Origin of the sequence: Micromonospora sp. NPDC048909, assembly GCF_040649635.1 — a bacterium.
Lineage (GTDB): Bacteria > Actinomycetota > Actinomycetes > Mycobacteriales > Micromonosporaceae > Micromonospora.
In genome coordinates this window covers 1-13,500 of the sequence record NZ_JBEZFU010000003.1, presented here as the reverse complement: position 1 = coordinate 13,500, position 13,500 = coordinate 1, and the positions used below count along the sequence as shown (strand labels likewise).

Here is a 13,500-nt window from a genome sequence, read left to right as displayed (position 1 = left end):
GCCCGGCGCGCCGGTCGGCGCTTAGGACTCTGTCGACAGCCTTTCCGGCCTGGCGGCCGGAGAGCTTTGTGGGTTCTGCGGCGGTGAAGCCTACAGGCCCGGTCTCACGCAACCCGACCGTGGTGGTCGCGGGCGGGAAGATCCTCCCGCGACCGTCCACGGACCATCAGCTCAGGTGATTACTCACCCGTCGCCTTGGCGATGATCTCCTTCGCCACGCTCTGCGGAACCTCGGCGTAGGAGTCGAACTGCATGCTGTAGCTAGCCCGGCCCTGGGTCTTCGACCGCAGGTCGCCGACGTAGCCGAACATCTCCGACAACGGCACCAGGGCCCGGACGATGCGGGCGCCGCTGCGCTCCTCCATCGCCTGGATGATGCCGCGGCGGGAGTTGAGGTCGCCGATGACGTCACCCATGTTCTCCTCAGGAGTGGTGACCTCAACAGCCATCATCGGCTCGAGCAGCGCGGGGTCGGCCTTGCGAGCCGCCTCCTTCATCACCATCGAGCCGGCGATCTTGAATGCCATTTCCGACGAGTCGACCTCGTGGTACTGACCGTCCAGCAGCGTCAGCTTGACACCCACCAGCGGGAAGCCGGCGAGAATGCCGTACTGCATCGCGTCCTGGGCGCCCGCGTCCACCGACGGGATGAACTCCCGGGGGATGCGACCACCGGTGACGGCGTTGGCGAACTCGTAGGTCGGCGAGTCGTTGTCCAGCGGCAGCGGCTCGACGCTCACGATCACGCGGGCGTACTGGCCGGAACCACCGGTCTGCTTCTTGTGGGTGTACTCGATCTTCTCCACCTTGCGGCGGATCGTCTCGCGGTACGCCACCTGCGGCTTACCGATGTTCGCCTCGACGTTGAACTCGCGGCGCATCCGGTCGACCAGGATGTCCAGGTGCAGCTCACCCATGCCGGAGATGACCGTCTGACCGGTCTCCTCGTCCAGCTTGACGCGGAAGGTCGGGTCCTCCTCGGCCAGCCGCTGGATGGCGGTGCTGAGCTTCTCCTGGTCGGCCTTGGTCTTCGGCTCGATGGCGACCTCGATGACCGGCTCCGGGAAGGTCATCGACTCCAGGATGACCGGGTTCGCCGGGTCGCACAGCGTGTCACCGGTGGTGGTCTGCTTGAGACCCTGCACCGCGATGATGTCGCCAGCCTGGGCCGAGCCGCGCTCTTCCCGCTTGTTGGCGTGCATCTGGTAGATCTTGCCGATGCGCTCCTTGCGGTCCTTGGTGGAGTTGACCACCTGGGTGCCGGTCTCGACCACGCCGGAGTAGACCCGGACGTAGGTGAGCTTGCCAAGGTGCTTGTCGGTCTGGATCTTGAAGGCCAGGCCGGAGAAGGGCTCCGACTTGGACGGCTTCCGCTGCATCGGGGTCTCGCCGTCGGTGGCCGTACCCTCGATCGCCGGAACGTCCAGCGGCGAGGGCAGGAAGTCGACGACGGCGTCGAGCATGGGCTGCACGCCCTTGTTCTTGAACGCCGAGCCGCAGAGCACCGGGTTGGCCTTGCTGGCGATGGTGGCGCGCCGGATGGCGGCCTTGATCTCCTCGACGGAGATCTCCTCGCCCTCCAGGTACTTCTCCATCACCGCGTCATCGACGTCGGCCAGGGTCTCCATCAGCTTCTCGCGCCACTCCGCCGCGGAGTCGGCCAGCTCGGCCGGGATCTCCTCGATGGCGTAGTCCTCACCCTTCTGGGTCTCCCCGCGCCAGGTGAGGGCGCGCATGCCGATCAGGTCGACGACACCGATGTGGTCGCCCTCGAGGCCGATCGGGATCTGGAGCACCAGCGGGGTGGCGTTGAGCCGGTCGATCATCATCTGCACGCAGCGGAAGAAGTCGGCACCGGTCCGGTCGAGCTTGTTGACGAAGCACATCCGGGGGACGTGGTACTTGTCGGCCTGCCGCCAGACGTTCTCCGTCTGCGGCTCCACGCCGGCGACGCCGTCGTAGACCGCGACCGCACCGTCCAGCACCCGCAGCGACCGCTCGACCTCGACCGTGAAGTCGACGTGACCGGGCGTGTCGATGATCTGGATCGTGTGGCCCTTCCACTCACACTTGGTGGCAGCGGAGGTGATGGTGATGCCACGCTCCTGCTCCTGCTCCATCCAGTCCATGACGGCAGCGCCCTCGTGGACCTCACCGATCTTGTACGTGATACCGGTGTAGAACAGGATCCGCTCGGTGGTCGTGGTCTTACCGGCATCGATGTGCGCCATGATGCCGATGTTGCGTACGTTGGCGAGCGCGTCTGCGGCGGCCACTTCAATCCCTACTTATCGTCGTCTCGACTCAACTGGTGGCGGTTCCGGCGCCGGTCCGGCGCCGGAACCAGGGTGTTACCAGCGGTAGTGCGCGAAGGCCTTGTTGGACTCGGCCATCTTGTGCGTGTCCTCGCGCCGCTTGACGGCGGCACCCAGACCGTTGCTCGCGTCCAGCAGCTCGTTCATCAGCCGCTCGATCATGGTCTTCTCGCGACGGGCCTTGGAGTACGTCACCAGCCAGCGCAGGCCGAGGGTGGTCGCGCGGGCCGGACGGACCTCGACCGGCACCTGGTAGGTCGCGCCACCGACACGGCGGCTGCGCACCTCGAGGGTCGGCTTGACGTTGTCCATCGCCCGCTTCAGGGTGACGACCGGGTCGGTGCCGGACTTCTCGCGGCAGCCCTCCAGGGCGGCGTACACGATGCGCTCGGCGAGCTGACGCTTGCCGCGCATCAGGATCTTGTTCACCAGCTGGGTGACCAACGGCGAGTTGTACACCGGGTCAGCGACCAGCGGCTTCCGCGGAGCGGGTCCCTTACGCGGCATGTCAGCTCTTCTCCTTCTTCGCGCCGTAACGGCTGCGCGCCTGCTTGCGGTTACGGACACCCTGGGTGTCCAGCGAACCGCGAACGATCTTGTAACGCACGCCGGGGAGGTCCTTCACACGACCACCGCGGACGAGCACGATCGAGTGCTCCTGCAGGTTGTGCCCCACGCCCGGGATGTAGGCGGTCACCTCGATCTGGCTGCTGAGCTTGACACGAGCGACCTTGCGCAGCGCCGAGTTCGGCTTCTTGGGGGTGGTGGTGTACACGCGGGTGCACACGCCGCGCCGCTGAGGGGAACCCTTCAGCGCCGGGGTCTTGGTCTTGCTCGTCTTAGCCTGGCGGCCCTTTCGGACCAGCTGCTGGATCGTGGGCACCGGGTTTCTCCGCTCCCTTCGGCCGCGATGTCGCGGCCGCGCCGTCTGCCGAAGCCGACCTGATGATCGGCTCTCCTACATTCCGACCAGGGCCCCGCAGGGAGGTCCCGGCACCCGCGGTCGGGCGTGTCGCCCAGCTCACGGTCCCGGTGTCGACGCTCGCGCGCGTACCGGGGTCTGTCACCGGCACGCGGGTCGCCCCGAGCCGGGTCTTTGGCTTGTGTCGTGCTGTCGCTCGATCTCCGGATCACCGGCTCCAGCGCACGCACGAGTTGCCCGGGCAGGCCCGGGCACAAGGGGAAAGGTTACCTACCACAGCCGCCCAGGTCAAAACGGAGTGGTCCGCCGAACCACGCCGCCGCGGCCGTCGGGATCTGTCCCGCCTGCGCACCCCTGATGGGCACCTACGGATACAAGTGTACCGGCTTCGCCGGAGTGCGGCCCGTCGGCCCCGGGAGGTCAGTGCCACCCCACCGGCACCGGCAGCACCAATCCGGCCGCTCGACCCCCCACCACCGGCCTCCCTCGGCCCAGAACCCCGCGGCGTCGCCGCCGTCCCGGTCCGGCCGGCACGGCCGATCCGCCGCGAGTGAGACGAGTCACCCGCACGGGCCGCGTGATACCGGCGGGCCCGCCATCGGGCCGGCGGGGTCCGATCCGGCCTGGTCGACTCCATTCGCCGACCTGGGGCTGTCCCGGGGCCCAGGACACACCCAGGTCGGCGACCCGGGGTCGATCAAGCTGGGGCCCGCCGACCCGGGGCGGCGCTGTCAGGTCAGGGAGACGAGCAGGGCCAGGCCCAGGCCGAGCAGGCTGAGCAGCAGGCCGGTGCCGCCGCAGCTCACCCCGGCCACGGCGAGTCCCCGGCCGCTGAAGCGCACCGCCGGCGGCGGCGCGGGACGGCGGATCTGGCGCATGGCGAACAGGCCGGCAACGATCGCGCCGGCCCCGGTGAGCGCGCCGAGCAGGGTGAACGCGCCGGCGGCCCAGACGCCGGTCCAGCTGGACCCGGTCACGCCGAAGCAGATGACCAGCAACGAGACCAGGATCGAGACGATGCCCACCACCAACGCGCCCACCGCCAGCCCGGAGGTGACCGGCGGCACGTCGAGGTGCACCACGCCGTACGGGGTGCCGGGCACCACCTCCACCCGCTTCGGCGGAAGGCGCTGAGCGTCCGTGGGCGGCGGCGGCAGCTGCGATCCCGGCGACGAGGCGGGCGGCGCGCCCCAGCCGGCGGGGACGGGCCCGTGCGCCGCGCCGTGGCCGGCCGGCACCAGCGGTCCCCCGCCCGAAGGGCCCGACGCGGTACCCCAGCCGGGCGGTTGCTGCGCATTCCACGCCGTCGGCGCGCCCGGGCCGAACGGCACCGGCGAGGCCCCGCCGGACGGGTTCGGGGGCGTACCCCAGCCGGGCGGGTGCTGCGCACCCCACGCCGTCGGCGGGCCCCAGCCGGCGGGCACCGGCGGCGGACCCCAGTCGGCCGCTGTCGGCGGCGCACCCCAGCCCGGCGATCCCGGAGCACCCGGCGCCGGCCCGGGGGCACCCCAGCCGGCTGCCGGCATGGGCGAGGTGTCTCCGCCCGGCGGTGGCGGTTGCGGTGCGCCGCCCGACGGCGGCGGCGCGAAGCCGGCCGGCGGCTCGCCCGTCCGGTCCGGGGAGTCCGCGGGGCCGGACGCGCCCGGGTCCGGGAGGTCGGACGGACGCGTGGGGTCACCCGATGGGGGCCGCGCCGGTTCCGTCACGGGCTTCTCCTCCTCGACAGGGCCGCCACCGACGCGACGGACACCGGCCAGGCTACCGCCGGGGAACACGCCCGCAGCCGGTGCGGGCCGCTCCCCCGTCGGTCAGTCAACGTTCGCGGGATAGTCGTGCCCGAACGGCGCTTCGGCCAGCCGGACCACCGCGATCACCACCACGGCCACCAGGCTGACCGCGGCGAGCACCAGCCCGGCCCAGGCGAGCCGCTCCCCCCGTCGCAGCCAGGCCGCGCCGGTCAGGAAACCCCCCGAGGCGTACGCCTCGCGACGCGCCTGCCGGGCGAGCTGGAGCGCCACCGTGGCCGGTACCAGTCCGCCGATGAACAGGCCGGTCAGCGCGGCGATCAGGCCGAGCGCGAAGACGGCCCTGGCCTTCGTCGTGCGGACCGGGTCGGGGTCCAGCGGGTGGCGCGTCCCGTGCTCCGCGACGGGTGCCTGCCCGGGAGCGGTCGTCATACCCCCATCATGCCGAACCGGGCGGCGGCCGCGTACCGGTCCGGACGCGACGAGGCCCCCGGCAGGTGCCGGGGGCCTCGTCGTTCGTGCTGCTTAGCGGTACGACCCGAAGTCGAAGTCGTCCAGCGGAACCGCCTGCCCGCTGGCCGGCCCGAACCCGTAGTCGGTCTCCGGGTAGCCGGTCATCGAGTAGACCTTGGCCTTCGCCTCCTCGGTCGGCTCCACCCGGACGTTGCGGTACTTGCTGATGCCGGTACCGGCCGGGATGAGCTTACCGATGATCACGTTCTCCTTGAGGCCGACCAGCGAGTCGCTGCGCGAGTTGATCGCAGCGTCGGTCAGCACCCGGGTGGTCTCCTGGAAGGAGGCCGCCGAGAGCCAGGAGTCGGTGGCCAGCGAGGCCTTGGTGATACCCATCAGCACCGGACGACCGGCGGCGGGCTCGCCGCCCTCCGAGACGAGTCGGCGGTTCTCCGACTCGAACAGCGCCCGGTCGACCAGCACACCCGGCAGGAACTCGGTCGCGCCGGAGTCGATGACCGTCACCCGCTTGAGCATCTGGCGAATGATGATCTCGATGTGCTTGTCGTGGATGAGCACGCCCTGCGAGCGGTAGACCTCCTGGACCTCCTGGGTCAGGTGGACCTGGACCGCGCGCGGACCGAGGATGCGCAGCAGCTCGTGCGGGTCGATGGTGCCCTCGGTGAGCTTCTCGCCGACCTCGACGTGACCGCCGTCGTGGGTCCGCAGCCGGACCCGCTTGGAGATCTTGTCGTAGACGATCTCGTCGCTGCCGTCGTCCGGCACCACGATGATCTTCCGCGAGCGCTCGCCGTCCTCGATCCGGATCCGGCCGGGGGTGTCGGCGATGGGCGCCTTACCCTTCGGAACCCGGGCCTCGAAGATTTCCTGGACACGCGGCAGACCCTGGGTGATGTCCTCACCCGCGACACCACCGGTGTGGAAGGTACGCATCGTCAGCTGGGTACCCGGCTCACCGATCGACTGGGCGGCGATGATGCCGACCGCCTCGCCGACGTCCACGGTCTTGCCGGTCGGCAGCGAGCGGCCGTAGCACGCACCGCAGACGCCCAGCTTCGACTCGCAGGTGAGCACGCTGCGCACCCGGACCGTCTCCACCCCGGCGGCGACGATCTTGTCGACCCCGATGGAGTTGATGTCCTGACCCCGCTCGGCGACGACGGTGCCGTCCGGCCCCTTGATGTCGTCGGCCAGGGTACGGGCGTGCACGCTGGTCTCGGCGTGCTCGTGCACGACCAGCTTGCCGTCCACCCGCTCGCCGATCTGCATCGGGATCGCCCGGTCGGTGCCGCAGTCTTCCTCGCGGATGATGACGTCCTGCGACACGTCCACCAGACGACGGGTCAGGTAACCCGAGTCGGCGGTACGCAGCGCGGTGTCGGCGAGACCCTTACGGGCACCGTGCGTGGAGATGAAGTACTCCAGCACGGAGAGACCCTCCCGGTAGCTGGCCTTGATCGGCCGCGGGATGATCTCACCCTTCGGGTTGGCCACCAGACCACGGATCGCCGCGATCTGCCGGAGCTGGAGCAGGTTACCGCGAGCACCCGAGTTGATCATCTTCCACAGCGGGTTCTCCTGCGGCAGCGCGGTGTCCATCTCCTTGGCGACCTCGTTGGTCGCCCGGGTCCAGATCTGGATGAGCTCGCCGCGACGCTCCTCCGGGGTCATCAGACCACGCTGGTACTGCTTGTCGATCTGGTCGGCTTCCTTCTCGTACCGAGCCAGGATCTCCGCCTTGCGCGGCGGCGCGATGACGTCCTCCATGCCGATCGTCACGCCGGACCAGGTGGCCCAGTGGAAACCGGCCTCCTTGAGCCCGTCGAGGGTGGCGGCCAGCGCCACCTTCGGGAAGCGCTCGGCGAGGTCGTTGACGATCGCGGAGAGCTGACCCTTGCGGATCTCGTAGTTCACGAAGCGGTAGCCCGGGGGCAGCGTCTCGTTGAACAGGACCCGGCCGAGCGTGGTCTCCACGGTCAGCGTGTCGCCCTCGGTCCAGCCCTCCGGGGCGGTCCACGGCTCCGCGCCGGCGCCGTTGTCGACACCGACGACGTCCCGCAGCCGGATCTTCACCGGGGTCTGCAGGTGCAGCTCGCCGTTGTCGTACGCCATCCGCGCCTCGGCGTCCGAGCTGAACGCCCGGCCCTCGCCCTTCCCACCAGGGGTGAGGTGGGTGAGGTGGTAGAGGCCGATGACCATGTCCTGGGTGGGCATGGTGACCGGCTTGCCGTCGGCCGGCTTGAGGATGTTGTTCGACGACAGCATCAGGATCCGCGCCTCGGCCTGGGCCTCGGCGGAGAGCGGCACGTGCACCGCCATCTGGTCACCGTCGAAGTCGGCGTTGAACGCGGTGCAGACCAGCGGGTGGATCTGGATCGCCTTGCCCTCGACCAGCTGCGGCTCGAAGGCCTGGATGCCCAGGCGGTGCAGGGTCGGCGCCCGGTTGAGCAGCACCGGGTGCTCGCCGATGACCTCTTCCAGCACGTCCCAGACGACCGGACGCTGCCGCTCGACCATCCGCTTGGCGGACTTGATGTTCTGTGCGTGGTTGAGGTCGACCAGCCGCTTCATCACGAACGGCTTGAACAGCTCCAGCGCCATCTGCTTGGGCAGGCCGCACTGGTGCAGCTTGAGCTTCGGGCCGACCACGATGACCGAACGGCCGGAGTAGTCGACGCGCTTGCCCAGCAGGTTCTGCCGGAACCGGCCCTGCTTGCCCTTGAGCATGTCGGAGAGCGACTTCAGCGGACGGTTACCCGGACCGGTGACCGGCCGGCCGCGGCGGCCGTTGTCGAACAGCGCGTCGACGGCCTCCTGGAGCATCCGCTTCTCGTTGTTGACGATGATCTCGGGCGCGCCGAGGTCGATCAGCCGCTTGAGGCGGTTGTTCCGGTTGATCACCCGGCGGTACAGGTCGTTCAGGTCGGAGGTCGCGAAGCGGCCACCGTCCAGCTGCACCATCGGACGCAGGTCCGGCGGGATGACCGGCACGCAGTCGAGCACCATGCCGAGCGGCGAGTTGCGGGTGTTCAGGAACGCCGCCACGACCTTGAGCCGCTTGAGCGCCCGGATCTTCCGCTGCCCCTTGCCGGAGCGGATGGTCTCGCGAAGGTTCTCCGCCTCGGCGTCGAGGTCCATGTTCTGGACCAGCGCCTTGATCGCCTCGGCGCCCATGCTGCCGGTGAAGTACTCGCCGAACCGGTCCCGCAGCTCGCGGTAGAGCAGCTCGTCGGTGACCAGCTGCTTCGGCTCGAGCTTGCGGAAGGTGTCCAGCACCTCGTCCAGGCGGTCGATCTCGCGCTGGGCCCGGTCGCGGATCTGGCGCATCTCGCGCTCTCCGCCCTCCTTGACCTTGCGCCGGACGTCCGCCTTGGCACCCTCGGCCTCAAGCTCGGCCAGGTCGGCCTCGAGCTTGGCGGCCCGCTTCTCGATCTCCGAGTCGCGGCTGTTCTCGGCCTGCCGCTTCTCGGCCAGGATCTCGTTCTCGATCGTCGAGAGGTCACGGTGACGCGACTCGGCGTCCACGCTCGTCACGACGTACGAGGCGAAGTAGATGATCTTCTCGAGGTCCTTGGGGGCGAGGTCCAGCAGGTAGCCCAGCCGGCTCGGTACGCCCTTGAAGTACCAGATGTGGGTGACCGGAGCGGCCAGCTCGATGTGGCCCATCCGCTCGCGGCGGACCTTGGACCGGGTCACCTCGACGCCGCAGCGCTCGCAGATGATGCCCTTGAACCGGACCCGCTTGTACTTACCGCAGTAGCACTCCCAGTCCCGCTGCGGACCGAAGATCTTCTCGCAGAAGAGCCCGTCCTTCTCCGGCTTCAGGGTGCGGTAGTTGATGGTTTCCGGCTTCTTGACCTCGCCGTGCGACCACTGACGGATGTCGTCGGCGGTCGCCAGCCCAATTCGCAACTCGTCGAAAAAGTTGACGTCGAGCACGTTATATATCCCTCACACGTCGCTTGTGCGCCAGCAGCTCATCGGGGTCGGGGTTCCGGGGGCGGTGACCCGCCCCCGGAACCTCGACGTCACACTTCCTCGACCGAGCTCGGCTCGCGCCGGGACAGGTCGATGCCCAGCTCCTCGGCGGCCCGGAACACCTCGTCGTCGGTCTCGCGCATCTCCAGGGCCACGCCGTCGCTGGAGAGCACCTCGACATTGAGGCACAGCGACTGCAGCTCCTTGAGGAGCACCTTGAACGACTCCGGGATGCCCGGCTCCGGGATGTTCTCGCCCTTGACGATGGCCTCGTAGACCTTCACCCGGCCGAGAACGTCGTCGGACTTGATCGTCAGCAGCTCCTGCAGGGCGTACGCGGCGCCGTACGCCTGCATCGCCCAGCACTCCATCTCACCGAAGCGCTGGCCACCGAACTGCGCCTTACCACCCAGCGGCTGCTGCGTGATCATCGAGTACGGACCGGTCGACCGAGCGTGGATCTTGTCGTCGACCAGGTGGTTGAGCTTCAGGATGTAGATGTAGCCGACCGCGATCGGGTCCGGCAGCGGCTCGCCGGAGCGACCGTCGAACAGCTGCGCCTTGCCGCTGGAGCCGATCAGCTGGTTGCCGTCCCGGTTGGGCAGGGTCGACGCGAGCAGACCGGAGATCTCCGCCTCGCGGGCACCGTCGAAGACCGGAGTGGCCACGTTGGTGTCCGGCTCGGACTCGTTGGCGCCGATCGAGTGGAGCTGACGCTTCCAGTCGGTGTCCTCGCCGTCGACCTTCCAGCCGGTCTTGGCCACCCACCCGAGGTGGGTCTCCAGGACCTGACCGATGTTCATCCGGCTCGGCACGCCGAGCGGGTTGAGCACGATGTCGACCGGGGTGCCGTCCTCAAGGAACGGCATGTCCTCGATCGGGAGGATCTTGGAGATGACGCCCTTGTTGCCGTGCCGGCCGGCGAGCTTGTCGCCGTCCTGGATCTTCCGCTTCTGGGCGACGTAGACCCGTACCAGCTCGTTGACACCCGGCGGCAGCTCGTCGCCGTCCTCGCGGGAGAAGGTACGCACGCCGATGACCGTTCCGGTCTCACCGTGCGGCACCTTCAGCGAGGTGTCCCGGACCTCGCGCGCCTTCTCGCCGAAGATCGCGCGGAGCAGCCGCTCCTCCGGGGTCAGCTCGGTCTCACCCTTGGGCGTGACCTTGCCGACCAGGATGTCGCCGGGGACGACCTCGGCGCCGATCCGGATGATGCCGCGCTCGTCGAGGTCGGCGAGCATTTCCTCGCTGACGTTCGGGATGTCGCGGGTGATCTCCTCCGGACCGAGCTTGGTGTCCCGGGCGTCGACCTCGTGCTCCTCGATGTGGATCGAGGTGAGCACGTCCTGCTGCACGAGGCGCTGCGACAGGATGATCGCGTCCTCGTAGTTGTGCCCCTCCCAGGTCATGAAGGCCACGAGCAGGTTGCGCCCGAGTGCCATCTCGCCCTCGTCGGTGCACGGACCGTCGGCGATGACCTGACCGGCCTCGACGCGGTCGCCCTCGAAGACCACCGGCTTCTGGTTGACGCAGGAGCCGGCGTTGGAGCGGCGGAACTTGTGCAGCAGGTAGGTCCGGCGGTGGCCGTCGTCCTGGTGCACGGTGATGTAGTCGGCGCAGAGGTCCTCGATGACCCCGCCGACCTCGGCGACGACCACGTCACCGGCGTCGACGGCGGCCCGGTACTCCATGCCGGTACCGACCAGCGGCGACTCGGCCTTGACCAGCGGCACCGCCTGGCGCTGCATGTTCGCGCCCATCAGCGCCCGGTTGGCGTCGTCGTGCTCGAGGAACGGGATCATCGCGGTGGCGACCGAGGTCATCTGCCGCGGCGACACGTCCATGTAGTCCACGGCGCCCGGCGCGACGTCCTCGGTCTCGCCGCCCTTACGGCGGACCAGGACGCGATCCTCGGCGAACGTGCCGTCGGCCTTCAGCGGCGCGTTGGCCTGGGCCTTGACGAACCGGTCCTCCTCGTCCGCGGTCAGGTAGTCGATCTGGTCGGTGACCCGACCCTCGACGACCTTCCGGTACGGCGTCTCGATGAAGCCGAACGGGTTGACCCGGGCGAAGGTGGAGAGCGCGCCGATCAGGCCGATGTTCGGGCCTTCTGGCGTCTCGATCGGGCACATCCGGCCGTAGTGGGACGGGTGCACGTCGCGGACCTCGAAGCCGGCCCGCTCCCGGGACAGACCACCCGGGCCGAGCGCGCTCAGCCGGCGCCGGTGGGTCAGACCCGCCAGCGGGTTGGTCTGGTCCATGAACTGGGACAGCTGCGACGTACCGAAGAACTCCTTGATCGCCGCCACCACCGGGCGGATGTTGATCAGGGTCTGCGGCGTGATCGCCTCGACGTCCTGCGTGGTCATCCGCTCGCGGACGACCCGCTCCATCCGGGACAGGCCGACCCGGACCTGGTTCTGGATCAGCTCGCCCACGGTACGCAGGCGCCGGTTGCCGAAGTGGTCGATGTCGTCGGCCTCGTAGCCCTCCTCACCGGCGTGCAGCCGGCAGAGGTACTCCACGGTGGCGACGATGTCGTCCTCGGTCAGCGTGCCGGTGGTGATCGGCACTTCCAGCTCGAGCTTCTTGTTGAACTTGTAACGACCGACCTTGGCGACGTCGTACCGCTTCGGGTTGAAGAAGAGGTTGTCGAGCAGGGTCTGGGCGTTCTCGCGCGTCGGCGGCTCGCCAGGGCGCAGCTTGCGGTAGATGTCTAGCAGCGCCTCGTCGGCGCCGGCGATGTGGTCCTTCTCGAGCGTGGTCATCATCAGCTCGGACCAGCCGAACCGCTCGCGGATGCGCTCGGCCGACCATCCGATGGCCTTGAGCAGGACCGTGACGGCCTGCCGACGCTTGCGGTCGATGCGGACGCCGACCGTGTCGCGCTTGTCGATGTCGAACTCCAGCCAGGCACCCCGGCTGGGGATGACCTTGACGCTGGAGAGGTCGCGGTCGGAGGTCTTGTCCGGCTGCTTGTCGAAGTAGACGCCCGGGGACCGGACGAGCTGGCTGACCACCACGCGCTCGGTGCCGTTGATGATGAAGGTGCCCTTGGGCGTCATCATCGGGAAGTCACCCATGAACACCGTCTGGCTCTTGATCTCGCCAGTGGTGTTGTTGGTGAACTCCGCGGTCACGAACAGCGGGGCACAGTAGGTCAGGTCCTTCTCCTTGCACTCCTCGATCGAGGCCTTGACCTCGTCGAAGCGCGGAGCCGAGAAGGAGAGCGACATGGTGCCGGAGAAGTCCTCAATGGGACTGATCTCGTCGAGGATCTCCGCGAGACCCGAGCGTGCGTGCGGGTCGTCCGCCGACCGGCCCTGCCAAGCCTCGTTGCCGACGAGCCAGTCGAAGGACTCGTTCTGGATGGCGAGGAGGTTGGGGACCTCGAGGTGTTCGGTGATCCTGCCGAATGAAACTCGGCGGGGAGCGAAAGCGCTCGACGTACGACTGGTCTTCGCAGGGCGGGAAGCTGCCAAGATGCGTCCTTCCGAGGACCGGTGCTGCAGAACGGCTGGTACGCGTGCACTCCAATGACCCCACCAGAAATATCCGCAAACGGACATTTCCGCGCAGGGGTCAAGACGGAAGGCAGCGCAAACTAGCAGTGTAGCCGAGAGGCTAACCGCTGTCCAGCCCACCCCGCAGGTCATTGCGGAACGTGCCTCGGGACGCCGGAAAACCGGGTCAACCGGGCCGCTCGGAACGCAACGCCCTGCCGGGCCGCCTAGGTGCTGCGGCCGATGGTGCCGGTGCCGCATTACCCACGTGGTGGCCGTCGCAAGCGCGGAAGGTCTTGCTGGTGTCAGCGTGCCTGGCAGCCCGGGGCCGCGTCAAGGGCCGGCCACCGGGTCGCGACGTCTTTCCCGCCGGCCTGGCACCGCGGCCCGCCGCCGCCGTACCGGCCCCAGGTCACGGACGCCCTGCTCACGCGCGGTATCGCCGGGGTCACCAACACGGCGGGCGGCGATACCGCGCTGACCCGCCCGGCGGTCGAGGAGCGCCTGCGCCGGCTCGGCCAGCGGCTCGCCCGCGCCGGCACTGAGCCCGCGCCGATCCCCAC

The 13,500-nt window shown here is 69.0% G+C and carries 8 protein-coding genes; 1 reads left to right on the top strand and 7 read right to left on the bottom strand.

From position 1 onward, the window contains the following. Positions 1-179: 179 nt before the first annotated feature. The 7 genes from fusA to AB0C04_RS09300 all read right to left on the bottom strand — a co-directional run bounded on the left by fusA (position 180) and on the right by AB0C04_RS09300 (position 12,916). On the bottom strand, positions 180-2,276 hold the full coding sequence (gene fusA / locus AB0C04_RS09330) for an elongation factor G (RefSeq protein WP_350871194.1): 2,097 nt from the start codon (positions 2,274-2,276) through the stop codon (positions 180-182). A 75-nt stretch (positions 2,277-2,351) separates the two neighbouring features. After that, the gene (rpsG, locus tag AB0C04_RS09325) at positions 2,352-2,822 is read right to left on the bottom strand and encodes a 30S ribosomal protein S7 (RefSeq protein WP_091242043.1); all 471 of its coding nucleotides are present in this window, start codon (positions 2,820-2,822) and stop codon (positions 2,352-2,354) included. A 1-nt stretch (position 2,823) separates the two neighbouring features. Beyond that, positions 2,824-3,198, bottom strand: coding sequence for a 30S ribosomal protein S12 (gene rpsL, locus AB0C04_RS09320; RefSeq protein ID WP_014440718.1), 375 nt, complete (start codon positions 3,196-3,198; stop codon positions 2,824-2,826). Between the two features lie 770 nt (positions 3,199-3,968). Continuing rightward, positions 3,969-4,349, bottom strand: coding sequence for a hypothetical protein (locus tag AB0C04_RS09315; RefSeq protein ID WP_357052177.1), 381 nt, complete (start codon positions 4,347-4,349; stop codon positions 3,969-3,971). Positions 4,350-5,045: 696 nt separating this feature from the next. Continuing rightward, positions 5,046-5,414 carry a hypothetical protein gene (locus AB0C04_RS09310; RefSeq protein WP_357050834.1) on the bottom strand — a complete coding sequence of 123 codons (369 nt, stop codon included), beginning with the start codon at positions 5,412-5,414 and terminating at the stop codon, positions 5,046-5,048. 93 nt (positions 5,415-5,507) lie between these two features. Beyond that, positions 5,508-9,395, bottom strand: coding sequence for a DNA-directed RNA polymerase subunit beta' (locus AB0C04_RS09305; RefSeq protein ID WP_357050830.1), 3,888 nt, complete (start codon positions 9,393-9,395; stop codon positions 5,508-5,510). 89 nt (positions 9,396-9,484) lie between these two features. Beyond that, entirely contained in the window at positions 9,485-12,916 is a 3,432-nt protein-coding gene (locus AB0C04_RS09300) for a DNA-directed RNA polymerase subunit beta (protein WP_350871185.1), read from the bottom strand. 264 nt (positions 12,917-13,180) lie between these two features. Between AB0C04_RS09300 and AB0C04_RS09295 the strand changes: the two genes are divergently transcribed. Further along, positions 13,181-13,500: hypothetical protein (locus AB0C04_RS09295; protein ID WP_357050826.1), on the top strand; the 320-nt coding region annotated here is incomplete at its 3' end.

Bases quoted from the DNA above. Each gene is read 5' to 3' on its own strand.
- rpsG (WP_091242043.1), bottom strand. From the start codon at position 2,822: ATGCCGCGTAAGGGACCCGCTCCGCGGAAGCCGCTGGTCGCTGACCCG.
- AB0C04_RS09310 (WP_357050834.1), bottom strand. From the start codon at position 5,414: ATGACGACCGCTCCCGGGCAGGCACCCGTCGCGGAGCACGGGACGCGC.